This window comes from Streptomyces sp. NPDC015139 (genome assembly GCF_043079785.1).
In the GTDB taxonomy this organism is placed as follows: Bacteria; Actinomycetota; Actinomycetes; order Streptomycetales; family Streptomycetaceae; genus Streptomyces; species Streptomyces albidocamelliae.
In genome coordinates this window covers 258254-276324 of sequence record NZ_JBIBUW010000005.1, presented here as the reverse complement: position 1 = coordinate 276324, position 18071 = coordinate 258254, and the positions used below count along the sequence as shown (strand labels likewise).

The following is an 18071-nucleotide window of genomic DNA, read 5'->3' as shown; positions in this document are numbered from 1 at the left end:
GGGTCAGACCGCGAGCGCGCGGTCGGTCGGGCGGATCGGGGCCGGCAGGTCGCTGGCGCCGGTCAGGAAGCGGTCGACTCCGCGGGCCGCGGAACGGCCCTCGGCGATCGCCCAGACGATCAGCGACTGGCCGCGGCCCGCGTCACCGGCGACGAACACGCCGGGCACGTTGGTCTGGAAGGCGGCGTCGCGGGCGACGTTGCCGCGCTCGTCCAGCTCCAGGCCGAACTGCTCGACCAGGCCGTTCTCCCGGTCGATGCCGGTGAAGCCCATGGCGAGGGTGACCAGCTGGGCCGGGATCTTGCGCTCGCTGCCCGGCTTCTGAGTCAGCTTGCCGTCGACGAACTCGACCTCGGCCAGGTGCAGCCACTGCACGTTGCCGTCCTCGTCGCCCTCGAAGTGGGTGGTGGAGGCGGAGTAGATCCGCTCACCGCCCTCCTCGTGGGCCGAGGTGACCTTGTAGAGGATCGGGAAGGTCGGCCAGGGCTGGTTCGTCGCGTGCCGCTCGTCGTTCGGGCGGGGCATGATCTCCAGCTGGGTGACGGAGGCCGCGCCCTGGCGGTGGGCGGTGCCCACGCAGTCCGCGCCCGTGTCGCCGCCGCCGATGACCACGACGTGCTTGCCCTCGGCCGAGACCGGGGCGGTGACGTAGTCGCCCTCCTGGACCTTGTTCGCCAGGGGCAGGAACTCCATCGCCTGGTAGATGCCCTTGAGTTCACGGCCCGGCACCGGCAGGTCGCGGGCGGTCGTGGACCCGGCGGCGATCACGATGGCGTCGTACCGCTTCTTCAGGTCGCGGGCGTTGATGTCCCGGCCGACCTCGACACCGGTACGGAAGCGGGTGCCCTCCGCGCGCATCTGCTCGATACGGCGGTTGATGTGCCGCTTCTCCATCTTGAACTCGGGGATGCCGTACCGCAGGAGGCCTCCGACGCGGTCCGCGCGCTCGTAGACGGCGACGGTGTGACCGGCCCGGGTCAGCTGCTGGGCGGCGGCCAGGCCCGCCGGGCCCGAGCCGATGACCGCGACCGTCTTGCCGGACAGCCGCTCGGGCGCCTGCGGGGCGACGTCACCGGTCTCCCACGCCTTGTCGATGATCGAGACCTCGACGTTCTTGATGGTGACCGGCGACTGGTTGATGCCGAGCACGCACGCCGACTCGCAGGGGGCCGGGCAGAGCCGGCCGGTGAACTCCGGGAAGTTGTTCGTGGCGTGCAGCCGCTCCGACGCCGCCGACCAGTCCTCGCGGTAGGCGTAGTCGTTCCACTCCGGGATCAGGTTCCCGAGCGGACAGCCGTTGTGGCAGAACGGGATGCCGCAGTCCATGCAGCGGCTGGCCTGCTTGCTGATGATCGGCAGCAGGGAGCCGGGGACGTAGACCTCGTTCCAGTCCTTCAGGCGCACGTCGACGGGACGGGACTTGGCGACCTCACGGCCGTGGTTCAGGAAGCCCTTCGGGTCAGCCATTGGTCGCCGCCTCCATCATCTTCTCGGTGATCTCGGTCTCGGAGAGACCGGCTCGCTCGGCGGCGTCCTTGGCGGCGAGCACTGCCTTGTACGTGCTGGGGATGATCTTGCTGAAGCGCTCCGCGGAGGCCTCCCAGTCGGCGAGCAGCTTCCCGGCGACCGTGGAGCCGGTCTCCTCGGCGTGCCGGCGCACCACGTCGTGCAGCCACTGCTTGTCCGTGTCGTCCAGCGCCTCGACGGCGTCGACGTTGCCGACGTTGACGTTGTCGCGGTCGAGGTCGATGACGTAGGCGACGCCGCCGGACATGCCCGCCGCGAAGTTGCGGCCGGTCGGGCCGAGGACGACCGCGTGGCCACCGGTCATGTACTCGCAGCCGTGGTCGCCCACGCCCTCGGAGACGACCAGCGCGCCTGAGTTGCGGACGCAGAACCGTTCACCGGTACGGCCGCGCAGGAACAGCTCGCCGCCGGTGGCGCCGTAGCCGATCGTGTTGCCCGCGATGGTCGAGTACTCGGCGAGGTGGTCGGCCGCGCGGTCCGGGCGGACGACGATCCGGCCGCCGGACAGGCCCTTGCCGACGTAGTCGTTGGCGTCGCCCTCCAGGCGCAGCGTGACGCCGCGCGGCAGGAACGCGCCGAAGGACTGGCCGGCGGAGCCGGTGAAGGTGATGTCGACGGTGTCGTCGGGCAGGCCCGCGCCGCCGAACTTCTTCGTCACCTCGTGGCCGAGCATGGTGCCGACCGTGCGGTTGATGTTGCGGATGGCGACCTGGGCGCGCACCGGCTGCGCCTCGGTCGCGTCGCTCGCGGCCAGGGCGTCGGCGGCGAGCTTGATCAGCTCGTTGTCGAGCGCCTTCTCCAGGCCGTGGTCCTGGGCGATCAGCCGGTGGCGGACAGCGCCCTCGGGCAGGTCCGGCACGTGGAACAGGGGCTCCAGCTCCAGGCCCTGCGCCTTCCAGTGGTCGACCGCGCGCCCGACGTCCAGCACCTCGGCGTGACCGACGGCCTCCTCGATGGAGCGGAAGCCCAGCTCCGCGAGCAGCTCGCGGACCTCCTCGGCGATGAACCGGAAGAAGTTGACCACGTGCTCGGCCTGGCCGGCGAAGCGCTCGCGCAGCGTCGGGTTCTGGGTGGCGATGCCGACCGGGCAGGTGTCCAGGTGGCAGACGCGCATCATGATGCAGCCGGAGACGACGAGCGGAGCGGTCGCGAAACCGAACTCCTCGGCGCCGAGCAGTGCGGCGACGACCACGTCGCGGCCGGTCTTCAGCTGGCCGTCGGTCTGCACCACGATCCGGTCGCGCAGGCCGTTGAGCAGCAGGGTCTGCTGGGTCTCGGCGAGGCCGAGCTCCCAGGGGCCGCCCGCGTGCTTCAGGGAGGTCAGCGGGGAGGCGCCGGTGCCGCCGTCGTGGCCGGAGATCAGGACGACGTCCGCGTGCGCCTTGGACACACCGGCCGCGACCGTGCCGACGCCGACCTCGGAGACCAGCTTCACGTGGATCCGCGCCTGCGGGTTCGCGTTCTTCAGGTCGTGGATCAGCTGGGCGAGGTCCTCGATGGAGTAGATGTCGTGGTGCGGCGGCGGCGAGATCAGACCGACACCCGGCGTCGAGTGACGGGTCTTGGCGACCCACGGGTACACCTTGTGGCCGGGCAGCTGGCCGCCCTCGCCGGGCTTGGCGCCCTGGGCCATCTTGATCTGGATGTCGTCCGCGTTGACCAGGTACTCGGAGGTCACGCCGAAGCGGCCGGAGGCGACCTGCTTGATCGCCGAGCGGCGCGCCGGGTCGTACAGGCGCTCCGGGTCCTCGCCGCCCTCACCGGTGTTGGACTTGCCGCCCAGCTGGTTCATGGCGATGGCGAGGGTCTCGTGCGCCTCCTTGGAGATGGAGCCGTACGACATGGCGCCCGTGGAGAACCGCTTGACGATCTCGCTGACCGGCTCGACCTCGTCGACGGGGATCGACGGGCGGTCCGACGTGAAGCCGAACAGGCCGCGCAGCGTCATCAGGCGCTCGGACTGCTCGTTCACTCGGTCGGTGTACTTCTTGAAGATGTCGTAGCGGCCCGTGCGCGTGGAGTGCTGGAGCCGGAAGACGGTCTCCGGGTCGAACAGGTGCGGCTCGCCCTCGCGGCGCCACTGGTACTCGCCGCCGATCTCCAGCGCGCGGTGCGCGGGAGCGATGCCGGAGGCCGGGTAGGCCTTGGCGTGGCGGGCGGCGACCTCCTTGGCGATGACGTCGATGCCGACGCCGCCGATCTTGGTGGCGGTGCCGTTGAAGTACTTCTCGACGAACTGCTGGTCCAGGCCGACGGCCTCGAAGACCTGGGCGCCGCGGTAGGAGGCGACGGTGGAGATGCCCATCTTGGACATGACCTTCAGGACGCCCTTGCCGAGGGCGTAGATCAGGTTGCGGATGGCCTGCTCGGGCTCGGCGCCGGACAGGAAGGTGCCGGCGCGGACCAGGTCCTCGACGGACTCCATCGCCAGGTAGGGGTTCACGGCGGCCGCGCCGAAGCCGATGAGCAGGGCGACGTGGTGGACCTCGCGGACGTCGCCGGCCTCGACCAGCAGACCGACCTGGGTCCGCTGCTTGGTGCGGATGAGGTGGTGGTGGACGGCCGCGGTGAGCAGCAGCGACGGGATCGGGGCGTGCTCGGCGTCCGAGTGCCGGTCCGACAGGACGATCAGCCGGGCACCGTTGTCGATGGCCGCGTCGGCCTCGGCGCAGATCTCCTCGATGCGGGCGGCGAGCGAGTCGCCGCCGCCGGAGACCCGGTACAGGCCGGAGAGGGTCGCGGCCTTGAAGCCGGGCATGTCGCCGTCGGCGTTGATGTGGATGAGCTTGGCCAGCTCGTCGTTGTCGATGACCGGGAAGGGGAGGGTCACCGAGCGGCACGAGGCGGCCGTGGGCTCCAGCAGGTTGCCCTCCGGGCCCAGCGACGAGCGCAGGGAGGTGACCAGCTCCTCGCGGATGGCGTCCAGCGGCGGGTTGGTGACCTGCGCGAACAGCTGGGTGAAGTAGTCGAAGAGCAGCCGCGGGCGCTCGGACAGGGCTGCGATGGGCGAGTCCGTGCCCATGGAGCCGATCGGCTCGGCGCCGCTGCGGGCCATCGGCGCGAGGATGACGCGCAGCTCTTCCTCGGTGTAGCCGAAGGTCTGCTGGCGGCGGGTGACCGAGGCGTGGGTGTGGACGATGTGCTCGCGCTCGGGCAGGTCGCCCAGCTCGATCTCGCCGGCCTCCAGCCACTCCGCGTACGGCTTCTCGGCGGCGAGGGACGCCTTGATCTCGTCGTCCTCGATGATGCGGTGCTCGGCGGTGTCGACGAGGAACATCCGGCCGGGCTGCAGCCGGCCCTTGCGGACGACCTTGGCCGGGTCGATGTCGAGGACGCCGACCTCGGAGCCGAGGACGACGAGGCCGTCGTCGGTGACCCAGTAGCGGCCGGGGCGCAGACCGTTGCGGTCGAGCACGGCGCCGACCTGGGTGCCGTCGGTGAAGGTGACGCAGGCGGGGCCGTCCCAGGGCTCCATCATCGTGGAGTGGAACTGGTAGAAGGCGCGCCGGGCCGGGTCCATGGAGTCGTGGTTCTCCCACGCCTCCGGGATCATCATCAGCACGGAGTGGGGCAGCGAGCGGCCACCGAGGTGGAGCAGCTCCAGCACCTCGTCGAAGGACGCCGAGTCGGAGGCGTCGGGCGTGGCCACGGGGAACAGGCGCTCGAGGTCGCGGTCCCCGAAGAGCTCGGAGACGAGCTGGGACTCGCGGGCGCGCATCCAGTTGCGGTTGCCCTTGACGGTGTTGATCTCACCGTTGTGCGCGACGAAGCGGTACGGGTGCGCGAGCGGCCACGACGGGAAGGTGTTGGTGGAGAAACGCGAGTGGACGAGCGCGACGGCCGACGCGAAGCGGCGGTCGGACAGGTCCGGGAAGAAGGGCTCCAGCTGGCCGGTGGTCAGCATGCCCTTGTAGACGATCGTCCGGGCGGAGAGGGACGGGAAGTACACGCCCACCTCGCGCTCGGCGCGCTTGCGCAGCGCGAACGCCTTGCGGTCCAGCGCGATGCCCTCGCTGGCGCCGTCCTCGACGAAGATCTGCCGGAAGGCCGGCATGGTGGAGCGGGCGGTGGCGCCCAGCAGCTCCGGGGCGACCGGGACCGCGCGCCAGCCGAGGACCGTGAGGCCCTCCTCGGCCGCGATCGTCTCGATACGTGAGACGGCGTCCTCGGTCCCCTCCTCCGGCAGGAAGGCGATGCCCACGGCGTAGGAGCCGGCCGCGGGGAGGTCGAATCCGGCCACCTCACGGAAGAAGGCGTCCGGCACCTGGGAGAGGATGCCCGCGCCGTCGCCGGAGTCGGGCTCGGAGCCGGTGGCGCCGCGGTGCTCCAGGTTGCGCAGTACGGTGAGCGCCTGCTCGACCAGCGTGTGCGACGCGTCGCCGGTGAGAGTGGCGACGAAACCGACGCCACAGGCGTCGTGTTCGTTGCGGGGGTCGTACATACCCTGTGCAGCAGGGCGAGCATCCATGAAGGACCAGTTCTGGCCATTCGCGGAATGCTGGGACGGCTGGCGCGGCGTACGCATCGGCTCTCCCGTCGTCGTCATGTGGCATGTGGCAAGTGCCGAGGGACGACGTTGGCCCTCTGCGATAAGTGCAAAATTTCGTGCAGGTTACATGATGGATCCGGACTCGGGAACCGGATACTCCGTTCCACCATGCGGACGCCACGGGGTCCGTGGCCGGGGTGCCACACGGGTGCGGCGGGGTGCCGCGCGGGCGGCGAAACGTATGCGGGGGACCACTGCGGACGAGATCGGTCGGATCGGTGCCCGTCGGCCCTGGGGGCGGGGAAAGCCTCGTCGGCCCACCCCGCGGGGATGCGGCGGGCGTCGTTGCCCGCAGTGCTTACGGCTCATGCCCGCCGGTTAAGCATTCGAAACCAGCGAGTAACGGCTACTTATACAGCTCCATGCATAAGTACCGGCGGCGCTATCCTACGGCCGTTCCGAACAGGCTGCCCAGGACGTACGTCACACCGGCCGCCGCGCCACCGAGAGCGAGCTGCCGCAGACCGCTGTACCACCAGCTCCGTGCGGTCACCTTGGCCACGACGGCACCGCAGCCGAAGAGGCCGGCGAGAGCGAGCAGCACGGCGGGCCACAGCGCGGTCGCGCCGAGCAGGTACGGCAGCAGGGGCAGCAGGGCACCGAGGGCGAACGAACCGAAGGACGAGACGGCCGCGACCAGGGGCGAGGGCAGATCGCCGGGGTCGATGCCCAGCTCCTCGCGGGCGTGTATCTCCAGGGCCTGCTCGGGGTCCTTCGACAGTTGCCGCGCCACCTCCCGAGCCAGCGCGGGCTCGACCCCGCGGGCGACGTAGAGCGCGGCGAGCTCGTCCTCCTCGTCCTGGGGGTGCTTGCGCAGCTCACGGCGCTCGACGTCGAGCTCGGCCTCGACCAGCTCGCGCTGGGAGGCGACGGAGGTGTACTCGCCGGCCGCCATGGAGAAGGCGCCGGCGGCGAGGCCCGCGAGCCCGGTGAGGACGATCGCCTGCTGACCCACCGAACCGCCGGCCACACCGGTCATCAGGGCGAGGTTGGAGACCAGGCCGTCCATCGCGCCGAAGACGGCGGGGCGCAGCCAGCCGCCGTTGACGTCGCGGTGGGTGTGGTTGTCGCGGTGCGCCTCGTGCAGCGCGGCCTCGGTGTCGATGATGGCCATGCGGGACCCCCGGGATAGCTTAGCCAAAGCTAACTTTGGACGAGTTCTACTTTTTGATAACCCCGAACCTACGCTGATCATTCCGATCCCGCCAGCAAGGAAAGGCTGGGCTAACCTGCGCTTTTGCCGTCGGTCGCTCGTTCGTGCGATGAGCTGCTCAGATGCCGAGTGGGTGACTCCGCGTCGGGGGAGGCTCGTGGCGACGGCTGTCGTGGGACACATCCGCAAAGTGGTCCTGCGAAGGAGGCCGCCCGATGGTGTCGATCGCCCGTACTCCCCCGGTCCCGGCGCCCGGGGACGCCGCCGAGCTCCGCGAACGGGCCCGCGGCGCCCTGCTGGGCCTTGCGGTCGGTGACGCGCTGGGGGCGCCCGCGGAGAACCTCAGACCGTCCGAGATCCGCGCGCGCTGGGGCCGTATCACCGGGTACGTCACCGACAGGCCGTCCGGCACGGACGACACCGAGTACGCGATCTTCTCCGGGCTGCTGCTCGCCCGGCACGGCTCCGCGCTGGCCCCGGCCCATGTGGAGGCGGCCTGGCACGAGTGGATCGCGGACCGGGCCGAGGGCCCCTTCCGGGGCGCGGGCTTCAGCGAACGCGGCACCCTGGAGAACCTCCGCCGGGGCCTGGCCGCGCCCATCTCCGCCCAGCACCGCCATGCCTGGAGCGACGGGCTCGCGATGCGGGCGGCTCCTTTCGGGGTCTTCGCGGCGGGACGCCCCGGGGAGGCGGCCCGGCTGGTGGCCGTGGACGGCTCGATCAGCCATGAGGGCGAGGGCATCTACGGCGGCCAGGCGGTCGCCGCGGGAGTGGCCGCGGCGATGGCGGGAGCGCCGGTGACGGTGGTGATCGCCTCCGCCCTCGCGGTCGTCCCGGACGACTCCTGGACGGCCCGCTCCCTGCGGCGCGCGGTCACCGTGGCCCACCGCGGCGAGCGGGCGGTCCGCTCCGCGGTGGTCATCGGCGGCTACCCCTGGACCGACCTGGCCCCGGAGGCGGTCGCCCTCGCCTTCGGCGCGTACGCGGCGGCGGACGGCGACTTCCGGGAGGCGGTGCTGACGGCCGTCAACATGGGCCGCGACGCCGACACGACGGCGGCGGTGGCCGGCGCGCTGGCCGGGGCCACCCAGGGGCTGGCCGCGATCCCGCCCGACTGGGCGTCCGCCATCGGTCCCGCCCGCGGCCGCTGCCTGCCCTCCATGGCGGGCCACCACGTCCTGGACGTGGCGGAACTCCTGGTGCCGGGCGAGGGGGGCAAGTGGGGCGCGGACGTCGTCCTGCCGGAGGTACTGCCAGAACCCCTGCGAGGGCTGCTCCGGGGGCCCGCTCCCGACCCTGTCCCCGACACCTCGCAGCACGTCCACGAGGTCAGGCAGGTGCTGCCGCAGAGCCTCGGGCGGGAGGCGGCGCCCGCCACGGAGAGCACGCCGGCACCGCCCATCACGGACAGCCCACCACGGCCGGCCGCCGTGTCCGCGGCCGCCGCCGACGACGCACCGCAGCCGGCCGCCGCGCCGACGGCCGCCCCGGCCTCCCTCCCGTCCGCCTCCCGACCGGCCACGGCCCCGGCTTCCCTGCCCCCGGCCCCCGAGCCGGCCGGCCCACCACCGCACACGCCCGCCGAGTTCCCGACCGGACAACCCCCGGCACTCGTCCCCACCACCGGGCCCTGCGAGCACCCCTCAACCCCGGCGCCCACTCCCCCACCCACCGAACGACCCACCGAACGACCCCCCGCCCTCCCCACCACCTCCACGACCACCGAACGCCCCCCGGCCCTGCCCACGGCCCCCGAGCCGGCCGGCCCACCACCGCACACGCCCGCCGAGTTCCCGACCGGACAACCCCCGGCACTCGTCCCCACCACCGGGCCCTCCGAACGCCTCTCAACCCCGGCGCCCACCGAGCGACCCCCCGCTCTCCCCACCACCTCCGCGTCCGCCGAACGCCCCCCGGCCCTGCCGCCCGCCGAACAACCGATCCCCCTCCCGACCACGCCCCGGCCGAGCGGACACTTCCCCCCACCCGCGCCCGCGGCCGAGGCCGAGGCCGCCGAGCGACCCGGCGCGCTCCCCCTCGCACCCCGGCCGACCGGACCGAGCACGCCCCCGCCGTCCGCCTCCGGGCCCACCGACCCACCCGCTCCTGTTGCGTCCGCCCCCCACCCCGCGGACGCGACCCCGCCCCTCCCGGCCCGGCCCGGCGCGGGGGGCCCGGGTGCCGGGGAACAGAGCCCGCTGGTCGGGGCCGGGAACGGTGGGGCGCAGGACAGCGAGGGCCGGTCGTGAGCGCGCGCCGGGTCGAGGGACTCCTTCTCGGTCTGGCCGCCGGAGACGCCGCCGGCTGGCCCGCGGCGAGGCACCGTGCCGCCCGCATGCCCGAGTGGACCCGCCGTCTGACCCGGGAACTGGACACCTTCGCGGAGCAGAACGCCACCACCACCCTCCCGGTGCCGATCGCCCTCAACCAGCCCCCCGAGCCCCTCCGCCTCGGTCCCTCCGACGACGCCGAGTGGGCCGTGTTCGCCGCCGAGGCGGTGCTGCGGGCCGGCGACGACGACGTCCTCGGCGATCTCAGCCGGGAACGCCGTATGCGCGCCGCCATCGACCTCACCTGGACCGCCGTCGCCTGCGAGGTCGCCGCCGCCGCGGAACGCGCCCCGGAGATCGAGGCGGCCGTCCTCCCCCTGCGCGCCCGCATCTCCGTACGGGCGGGGCTCGGCAACCTCGCCGCCGGCCTGCGCCCGCCCGCCACCGGCCACGACAACCCGCACTACTTCGACGACGCGGCCTGCGTCCGCGCCTGCGTCCTCGCGGTCGCCCACCCCGGAGACGCCCGACGCGCCGCCGCCCTCGCCGAGTTCGACGCCCGGTACACCCAGGACGGCGACGGCGTGCACGGCGCCCGCGCGATGGCGGCGGGCCTGGCGCTGGCCCTCGCCGGAGCGGACACCGGCACCTGCGTGACCGCCGCGCTCGCCGAACTTCCCGCGGACACGGAGATCGGCCGCAACACCCGCCACGCGCTCGCACTGGCCGAGGACGGCGAATCGGCCTTCGCCCTCGTCCCGCTCCTCGAACACCAGATCGTCGACCACGTCTACAGCTACGGCATCGCCGCCGCCGAGACCGTCCCCGTCGCCCTGGCCCTCGCCACCGCCGCGCGCGGCCGTATCGCCGAAGCCGTACCCGCCGCCGCCTGCCTGTCCCGGGTCGCCGACTCCGCCCCCGCCCTCGCGGGCGCGCTGACCGGCGCCCTCGGCGGCGGCGCGGCGATCCCGCAGACCTGGCGGGACGCCTGCCGCACCCTGTCCGGCTGCGCCCTGCCCCGCCTCACCGGCACCGACCTGGTGGAACTCGCCGGACTGCTGGAAGCCGCGCAACCGGCCCTTCCGGGAGGATGATTCGGGCATGACGCCCGAAGAACCCAAAGACCCCGAACGAGCCACCGACCCTCCGCGATCCGCGGAGGCGGACCGCGGCGAACCGCCCCGGCACGGACTCGACGAGCGGATCACCGCAGCTCTCGTGGGTGCCGCCGTGGGCGACGCCCTCGGCGGCCCGGTCGAGGGCTACTCCCCCGACCAGATCACGGAACGCCACGGCGGCCGGATCCACGGCGTCGTCGGGCCCTGGCACGGCGCCGACTGGCGCACCGCCCGCCCCATCGCGCCGTACCACAAGGGCGACGGCCACGTCACCGACGACACCCTGATGACCCACGCGCTGATCCGGGTCTACGACCGCGTCCGCGGCCACCTCGACGCGTACGCGATCGCCGACCACCTGGTCCCGGACCTGATGACGAACCCCCGCTGGATCCCGGAACTGGAGGCGGAGGCGCTGCCCCTGCACCGCGTCTTCCTCGCCGAGAAGTGGCTCGTGGCCCGGCTCGCCTACGGCCACGTCGATCCCCGGGAGGCGGGCACCGGCAACATCGTCAACTGCGGCGCGGCGATGTACATGGCCCCCGTCGGCCTGGTCAACGCCGCCAACCCGGCCGCAGCGTACGCCGAGGCGCTGGACGTCGCCGGTGCGCACCAGTCGTCGTACGGCCGAGAGGCGGCCGGGGTCTTCGCCGCGGCCGTCGCCGCCGCCACCGCACCGGACGCCACCCCGGACTCGGTCGTGACGGCCTGCCTGTCCCTCGCCCGGGACGGCACCCGCACGGCGATCGAGAAGGTCTGCGAAGTGGCGTACGGACACAGCGACTTCGAGTCGGCGCTCGGCCCGCTGCGCACGGCGGTCGCCCCGTACGACACGGTCGGCCCCGACTACCGCGCGCCCTCCCTCGGCGCCCGCCGCCCCTCCCGGCTGCACTCCATCGAGGAACTCCCCGTCGCCCTCGGCATGTTGCTGGTCTCCGGCGGCGACTACCGGCACGCCGTCCTCGGCTCGGTGAACTACGGCCGCGACTGCGACTCGATCGCGACGATGGCCGGGGCCCTCGCGGGCGCCCTCGGCTCCCCCGTGCCCGAGGACTGGGCGAAGACCGTCGCGGAGGCGAGCCGCCTGGACCTGTGGGCACCGGCCCGCACGCTCACCGCCGTCACCCGCGAGGTCTTCGAACGGGACGTACTGCGCCGCCGCTCCCACGAGCGGGCGTTCACCGCGCTCGGAGGCCGCCCGTGCTGCGCCTGACCTGGGTCCAGCCGGAGGACCTCCTGGGCCACGAACTCCGCCAGGCCCGGCTGGACGGCCGGGAGCCGGCGGCGGTCGCGGCGCGCTGGCGCGCGGCCGGCGGCCCGGACGCGCCGGACCGCGCGGGGGCGTCCCCGCACCGCGTGTCCCGGTACCTGCGCCTGCTGGCCGAGGACCTGCTGGACGAACTCGCCGACCTGCCGAGCAGACTGGCCGAGGACGAGCCGACGGACCTGCCCGGGATCAGGGCCGCCTGTCCGGACTGGCCCGCCGCACGGGACCTCGCCGGGCCGGCCCCGGCCGCCCTGGAGGCCGCCTGGCTGGGCCGGGCCATCGGCTGCCTGCTCGGCAAACCGGTGGAGAAACTCCCGCTGGACGGTGTCCGCGCCCTCGCCCGGGCCGCCGGGAACTGGCCCCTGACCGGGTACTTCACCGCCAGGGGCGTCCCCGCCGCGCTTCTCGACGCCCACCCCTGGAATCGGCGCTCGGCCGCCACCTCCCTCGCCGAGAACATCGACGGCATGCCCGAGGACGACGACCTCAACTACCCCCTGCTGAACCTGCTGCTCCTCCAGCGCCACGGGAAGTCGTTCACCACCGCGGACGTGGCGCGGCTCTGGCTGGACGAACTCCCGCCCGGCCGCACCTTCACGGCGGAGCGCATCGCCTACCGCAACCTCCTGAGCGGTATCGAGCCCCCGCACACCGCACGTCACCGCAACCCGTTCCGCGAGTGGATCGGCGCCCTGATCCGCGCCGACGTGCACGGCTGGAGCAACCCCGGCGACCCGGCCGCCGCCGCCGAACAGGCACACCGCGACGCCGTCCTCACCCACACCGCCAACGGCGTCTACGCGGCGATGTTCACGGCCGCCGTCATCGCCACCGCCGCCGCGGGCACCCACGACGTCCACGGCTGCCTGCGCGCCGGCCGTGCGGTGGTTCCGCCCCGGTCCCGGCTGGCGCGAGCGGTCGACCACGCCGTCCGGCTGGCCGCCGCGCACGAGGACTTCGACACGGTCGTGGACGAACTCCACGCCACCTACGCCGCCACCCACCACTGGGTGCACGCCGTCCCCAACACCGCCCTGGTCGCCGCCGCCCTCAGCCACGCGGACGGCGACTTCACCGGGTCCGTCGCCCGCGCGGTGTCCGGCGGCTGGGACACCGACTCGGCCGGCGCCACCGCCGGCAGCGTCGCCGGGCTCCTGGCCGGCGACCCCGCGGCTCTCCCCGACCGCTGGCGGGCCCCGCTGAAGAACCGGCTCGCCACCACCGTCGGCGACTTCGACGGCACCGGATTCGACTCCCTCGCCCACCTCACCCACCTGGTCACCCACCCGGAGGCGACCCGCTCATGACCCATATCGCCGTCCTCGGCAGCACGAACATGGACCTCGTCGCCTACGTCGGCAAGGCCCCGCAGCGCGGGGAGACCGTGACGGGACGGGAGTTCCGCACGGTCCCCGGCGGCAAGGGCGCCAACCAGGCCGTCGCCGCGGCCCGCGCCGGCGCCACCGTCTCGATGATCGGCGCCGTCGGCAACGACGCCTTCGGCCTGCGCCTGCGCGACACCCTCGAACACTCCGGGGTGGACACCGACTCCCTGCGCACCGTCGAGGGCCCCTCCGGCACCGCACACATCGTGGTCGACGACGAGGGCGGCAACTCGATCGTCGTCGTCCCCGGCGCGAACGGCACCGTCGACCACCTCTCCCCCGGCGACGAGGGGGTGATCGCCTCCGCCGACGCCCTGCTGCTCCAGCTGGAGATCCCCCTGGCCGCGGTCGTCGCGGGCGCCGAGGCGGCCCGCCGGCACGGGGTCCGCACCGTCCTCACCCCGGCCCCCGCCCAGCCCCTGCCGGCCGAACTCCTCGCGGCGACCGACCTGTTGGTGCCGAACGAGTACGAGGCGGTCACCCTCACCGGCCGCACCGACCCGCGGGAGGCCGCCGCCGCCCTGCTGGACCAGGTCCCGGAGGTCGTCGTCACCCTCGGCGCGACCGGCAGCCTCTACCTGGCGCGAGGCGTCGAACCCCTGGTGGTCCCGGCGCCCCAGGTGCCCGCCGTCGACTCCACGGGTGCGGGCGACACCTTCGTCGGCGCGCTCGCGGTGGCCCTCGCCGAGGAGAAACCGGTGCGGGAGGCCCTGTCCTGGGCGGCCGCCGCGGCGGCGATCTCCGTCCAGCGGGCCGGGGCGTCCGCGTCGATGCCGTACCGCCCGGAGATCGAGGCGCAGTACACCGCATGAGGACGACGACGCCCACACCCCCCGCCCTGGACGGTCTGCGGGTCCTGGACCTCGCGACCCTGTTCGCCGGCCCGCTGGCCGCCACGATGCTCGGCGACTTCGGCGCCGAGGTGATCAAGGTCGAGCACCCGCGCAGGCCCGACCCCTCCCGGGGGCACGGCCCCGCCAAGCACGGGGTCGGCCTGTGGTGGAAGGTGCTCGGCCGCAACAAGCGGACCGTCACCCTCGACCTGTCCACGTCCGGCGGCCGCGCCACGCTGCTGCGGCTCGCCGCCGGTGCCGACGTGGTGATCGAGAACTTCCGCCCCGGCACCCTGGAGAGATGGGACCTGGGCTGGGACGAGCTGTCGGCGGCCAACCCGCGGCTCGTCCTCGCCCGGGTCACCGCCTTCGGCCAGTTCGGCCCGTACGCCCGCCGCCCGGGGTTCGGCACCCTCGCGGAGGCGATGAGCGGCTTCGCCGCGATCACCGGCGAGCCGGACGCGCCGCCGACGCTCCCGCCCTTCGGGCTCGCGGACTCCGTCGCGGGCCTGGCGACCGCGTGCGCCGTGCTGACGGCGCTCGCCGCACGGGAGCGCACCGGCACGGGCCAGGTCGTCGACATGGCGATCATCGAGCCGATCCTGTCGGTCCTGGGCCCCCAGCCCACCTGGTACGACCAGCTCGGCTACGTCCAGGAACGCACCGGCAACCGGTCCGCGAACAACGCCCCGCGCAACACCTACCGCACCGCCGACGGCGCCTGGGTCGCCGTCTCCACCTCGGCGCAGTCGGTCGCCGAGCGGGTGATGCGCCTGGTGGGCCGCCCGGAGCTGATCGGGGAACCGTGGTTCGCGACCGGCGCCGACCGGGCCGCCCACGCCGACGTGCTGGACGAGGCGGTCGGCTCCTGGATCGCCGTCCGCGACCGCGCCGAGGTGCTGGCGGCGTTCGAGAAGGCGGAGGCGGCGGTGGCCCCGGTCCAGGACGTCCGGGACGTCCTCGCCGATCCGCAGTACCAGGCCCTGGACACGGTCACCACCGTCCCGGACCCCGAGCTGGGCGCCCTGCGCATGCAGAACGTCCTCTTCCGCCTCTCCGCGACCCCCGGCGCGATCCGCTGGGCCGGCCGCCCGCACGGCGCCGACACCGAGGCCGTGCTCACCGAGGCGGGCCTCGGCCCGGACGAGATCGCCGCCCTGCGCGCGGAGGGCGCCCTGTGACCCCGACCCCGCTCACCTGGCTCTACGTCCCCGGCGATCGCCCGCGCGTCGTCACCAAGGCGCTCGTCGCGGGCGCCGACGTCGTGGTGATCGACCTGGAGGACGCCGTCGCCCCGGACCGCAAGGAGTACGCCCGCGCGGCCACGGCCGAGCTGCTCCGCGCCCCCCAGCCGGTCCCGGTGCACGTCCGCGTCAACGCCCTGGACGGCCCCTGGGCGGCCGCCGACCTCACGGCGCTGGCCACCCTGCCGGGCGTCCGCGGGCTGCGGCTGCCGAAAGTGACCTCGCCCGGCCAGATCAGGCAGGTCGCGGTGGCGACGCCGCTCCCGCTGTACGCCCTGCTGGAGTCGGCCCTCGGTATCGAGCACGCCCACGAGATCGCCGGCGCCCACCCGTCCCTGCGGGGCATCTCCCTGGGCGAGGCCGACCTCCGGGCCGACCTGGGGGTCCGGGCCGACGCGGGTCTGGACTGGTCCCGCTCCCGCGTGGTCGTCGCCGCCCGCGCGGCCGGCCTCGCCCCGCCGCCGCAGTCCGTCCACCCCGACATCCGCGACCTGGACGGCCTCGCCGCGTCCTGCGCCCGCGGCCGCGCCCTCGGCTTCCTGGGCCGTGCCGCCATCCACCCCCGGCAGCTGCCGGTCATCGAGCGGGCCTATCTCCCCACTCCCGCGGAGATCGAGCAGGCCGAGACGATCATCAAGGCCGCGGCGGCGGACCCGGGCGCCCAGGCCCTGCCCGACGGCCGCTTCGTCGACGCGGCGGTGGTCGCCCTCGCCCAGCGGACCCTGTCGCTGGCCCGCAGAGGGTGACGGGACCCCGCCACCGCGGCCCCACGCCCGGAACACACCGAGGGCGCCCGGAGATCCCGGGCGCCCTCGGTCACGTACGACCCGCGGTCAGCTCTTCTTCGGAGCGGACTCGGCGGTCTCCTCCGTCACCTGCCCGGCCTTCCCGTCGGCGTCGGCGACGGATTCCGTGCCGTCGGACGGGCCGTCCGGGACACCGTCGGCCGGCTCCCCGGGGGCGTCCTCGGCCGAACCGGTGGCGGAACCGACCGCCGCAGTCTCGGAGGCGCCGTCGGAGGCACCCGGCTCGACGACGGCCTCACGCCCGGGCCGGATCCTCGACGACACCACGATGTACGCCACGGCCAGCAGGAAGACGAACAGCGCGGTCCAGTCGTTGAGGCGCAGGCCCAGGATGTGGTGGGCGTCGTCGACGCGCATGTACTCGATCCAGCCGCGGCCCACGCAGTACGCGGCGACGTACAGCGCGAACGCCCGGCCGTGTCCCAGCCTGAAGCGGCGGTCGGCCCAGATGACGAGGAGCGCCACGCCCACGCACCACAGGGACTCGTAGAGGAAGGTCGGGTGGTAGTAGCCCGGCACCCGGCCGCCCTCGGAGGAGGTGATGTGCAGCGCCCAGGGAACGTGCGTCTCGCGGCCGTACAGCTCCTGGTTGAACCAGTTGCCCCAGCGGCCGATGGCCTGCGCGAAGGCGATGCCGGGCGCGACGGCGTCGGCGTAGGCGGGCAGGGGGATGCCACGGCGCCGGGCGCCGATCCACGCGCCCAGCGCACCGAGCGCGATCGCACCCCAGATGCCCAGGCCGCCTTGCCACACCTTGAAGGCGTCCACCCAGTTGCGGCCGTCGCTGAAGTACAGCTCGTAGTCCGTGATCACGTGGTACAGCCGGCCGCCGATCAGCCCGAACGGCACGGCCCAGACCGCGATGTCGGCGACCGTTCCGGAACGTCCGCCACGGGCGATCCAGCGCCTGTTGCCGAGCCAGACGGCGACGAACACACCGATGATGATGCAGAAGGCGTAGCCGCGCAGCGGGATGGGGCCGAGGTAGTACACCCCGTGCGACGGGCTGGGAATGTAGGCAAGTTCCATGACAGGTCCGACGCTACCGTGCCGGGCGGTGGGGACGGCAAGCCGCCCGGCTACGGGTCCATAACGGGGGCGTGAGAAACGCTTACCCGTTGGCGGCGTCCTCCACCATCTGCTTGAGCTTGGCCGGGGTCATCGTCTGGTCCTGGTAGATGTTCTTGCCGTTGAGCAGGACCGTCGGCGTGCCGCCGAAGTTTCCGGCCTTGAAGGCCGCGTGGGACTTGTCGACCCAGCTGTTGTGGGTGCCGTCCTTCACACACGTGCGGAAGGCGGGCGTGTCCAGGCCCTTCACCTTGCCGGCCAGCTCGATCAGCCTGGCGTCGTCACCGAAGGCGTCGTCGGTCTCCTTCGGCTGGTTCGCGTACAGCACGTCGTGGTAGTCGCGGAACTTCCCGGCGTCCTGGGCGCAGGCGGCGGCGTTCGCCGCGCGCAGCGAGCCGGTGCCGCCGAGGTTGCCGTCGATCAGCCGGACCAGGTGGTACTCGACCCGCAGCTTCCCGGCGTCCGTCAGCTCGTGGAGCGTGGGCCGGTACGCCGCCTCGAAGGCCTGACAGGCCGGGCAGCGGAAGTCCTCCCAGACGGTGAGCGTCGACTTGGCGCCGTCCTTGCCGACCGGGATCGCGAGGCTGTCCTTGCCCTGCGCGCCCGAGGGCGCCACGGCCGGGCCCGCGCTGCCGCCCTTGTCCTTGCCGGCGTTCGCGGCGAGCACGCCGATCACCGCCGCGAGGGCCAGGACGCAGACGACGCTCGCGCCCACGATCAGCGTGCGCCGACGCCTGTCCGCGGACTTCTGCTTCTCACGCTCGACCGCCAGCCGCTCCCGGGCGGTGCGCTTTCCGTCACGGTTCTTCTCGCTCACACCCCCAGAACGAACCGGGGAGGCGCAGCGCGCC

12 protein-coding genes are annotated in these 18071 nt (G+C 73.6%); 7 read left to right on the top strand and 5 right to left on the bottom strand.

Features of this window, described 5'->3' with window-relative positions:
- Positions 1-3: 3 nt before the first annotated feature.
- The 3 genes from ACF08B_RS16175 to ACF08B_RS16165 all read right to left on the bottom strand — a co-directional run bounded on the left by ACF08B_RS16175 (position 4) and on the right by ACF08B_RS16165 (position 7190).
- Positions 4-1467 (bottom strand): glutamate synthase subunit beta, encoded by a 1464-nt coding sequence (locus tag ACF08B_RS16175; protein WP_392317916.1) that lies wholly within the window; start codon positions 1465-1467, stop codon positions 4-6.
- Entirely contained in the window at positions 1460-6052 is a 4593-nt protein-coding gene (gene gltB / locus ACF08B_RS16170) for a glutamate synthase large subunit (RefSeq protein ID WP_392317915.1), read from the bottom strand. The genes ACF08B_RS16175 and gltB overlap by 8 nt, the downstream gene beginning before the upstream one ends.
- Positions 6053-6458: 406 nt before the next feature.
- The gene (locus ACF08B_RS16165; protein ID WP_392317914.1) at positions 6459-7190 is read right to left on the bottom strand and encodes a VIT1/CCC1 transporter family protein; all 732 of its coding nucleotides are present in this window, start codon (positions 7188-7190) and stop codon (positions 6459-6461) included.
- 254 nt (positions 7191-7444) lie between these two features.
- On the opposite strand from ACF08B_RS16165, the gene ACF08B_RS16160 reads away from it, so the two are divergent.
- The 7 genes from ACF08B_RS16160 to ACF08B_RS16130 are packed head-to-tail and all read left to right on the top strand — an operon-like array spanning position 7445 to position 16092.
- The gene (locus ACF08B_RS16160) at positions 7445-9478 is read left to right on the top strand and encodes an ADP-ribosylglycohydrolase family protein (protein WP_392317913.1); all 2034 of its coding nucleotides are present in this window, start codon (positions 7445-7447) and stop codon (positions 9476-9478) included.
- Entirely contained in the window at positions 9475-10593 is a 1119-nt protein-coding gene (locus ACF08B_RS16155) for an ADP-ribosylglycohydrolase family protein (protein ID WP_392317912.1), read from the top strand. Before ACF08B_RS16160 ends, ACF08B_RS16155 begins: the two co-directional genes overlap by 4 nt.
- Positions 10594-10600: 7 nt before the next feature.
- Positions 10601-11830 (top strand): ADP-ribosylglycohydrolase family protein, encoded by a 1230-nt coding sequence (locus ACF08B_RS16150; protein WP_392317911.1) that lies wholly within the window; start codon positions 10601-10603, stop codon positions 11828-11830.
- Positions 11818-13191: an ADP-ribosylglycohydrolase family protein gene (locus tag ACF08B_RS16145; RefSeq protein ID WP_392317910.1), complete on the top strand. Its 1374-nt coding sequence runs from the start codon at positions 11818-11820 to the stop codon at positions 13189-13191. The genes ACF08B_RS16150 and ACF08B_RS16145 overlap by 13 nt, the downstream gene beginning before the upstream one ends.
- Entirely contained in the window at positions 13188-14081 is an 894-nt protein-coding gene (gene rbsK / locus ACF08B_RS16140; RefSeq protein WP_392317909.1) for a ribokinase, read from the top strand. Before ACF08B_RS16145 ends, rbsK begins: the two co-directional genes overlap by 4 nt.
- Positions 14078-15283 carry a CaiB/BaiF CoA transferase family protein gene (locus tag ACF08B_RS16135; RefSeq protein ID WP_392317908.1) on the top strand — a complete coding sequence of 402 codons (1206 nt, stop codon included), beginning with the start codon at positions 14078-14080 and terminating at the stop codon, positions 15281-15283. The genes rbsK and ACF08B_RS16135 overlap by 4 nt, the downstream gene beginning before the upstream one ends.
- On the top strand, positions 15280-16092 hold the full coding sequence (locus ACF08B_RS16130) for an HpcH/HpaI aldolase/citrate lyase family protein (RefSeq protein ID WP_392317907.1): 813 nt from the start codon (positions 15280-15282) through the stop codon (positions 16090-16092). Before ACF08B_RS16135 ends, ACF08B_RS16130 begins: the two co-directional genes overlap by 4 nt.
- 87 nt (positions 16093-16179) lie before the next feature.
- Here ACF08B_RS16130 and lgt read toward each other — a convergent pair whose 3' ends face one another.
- Together lgt and ACF08B_RS16120 are read right to left on the bottom strand one after the other, a co-directional pair.
- Positions 16180-17181 carry a prolipoprotein diacylglyceryl transferase gene (lgt, locus tag ACF08B_RS16125; RefSeq protein WP_392317906.1) on the bottom strand — a complete coding sequence of 334 codons (1002 nt, stop codon included), beginning with the start codon at positions 17179-17181 and terminating at the stop codon, positions 16180-16182.
- A gap of 82 nt (positions 17182-17263) precedes the next feature.
- The gene (locus ACF08B_RS16120; RefSeq protein WP_392161626.1) at positions 17264-18037 is read right to left on the bottom strand and encodes a DsbA family protein; all 774 of its coding nucleotides are present in this window, start codon (positions 18035-18037) and stop codon (positions 17264-17266) included.
- Between the last annotated feature and the right edge of the window lie 34 nt (positions 18038-18071).

Coding starts and splice junctions, on each gene's coding strand:
- ACF08B_RS16175 (WP_392317916.1), bottom strand. CDS start 1,467: ATGGCTGACCCGAAGGGCTTCCTGAACCACGGCCGTGAGGTCGCCAAG.
- gltB (WP_392317915.1), bottom strand. CDS start 6,052: ATGCGTACGCCGCGCCAGCCGTCCCAGCATTCCGCGAATGGCCAGAAC.
- ACF08B_RS16165 (WP_392317914.1), bottom strand. CDS start 7,190: ATGGCCATCATCGACACCGAGGCCGCGCTGCACGAGGCGCACCGCGAC.
- ACF08B_RS16160 (WP_392317913.1), top strand. CDS start 7,445: ATGGTGTCGATCGCCCGTACTCCCCCGGTCCCGGCGCCCGGGGACGCC.
- ACF08B_RS16150 (WP_392317911.1), top strand. CDS start 10,601: ATGACGCCCGAAGAACCCAAAGACCCCGAACGAGCCACCGACCCTCCG.
- rbsK (WP_392317909.1), top strand. CDS start 13,188: ATGACCCATATCGCCGTCCTCGGCAGCACGAACATGGACCTCGTCGCC.
- ACF08B_RS16135 (WP_392317908.1), top strand. CDS start 14,078: ATGAGGACGACGACGCCCACACCCCCCGCCCTGGACGGTCTGCGGGTC.
- lgt (WP_392317906.1), bottom strand. CDS start 17,181: ATGGAACTTGCCTACATTCCCAGCCCGTCGCACGGGGTGTACTACCTC.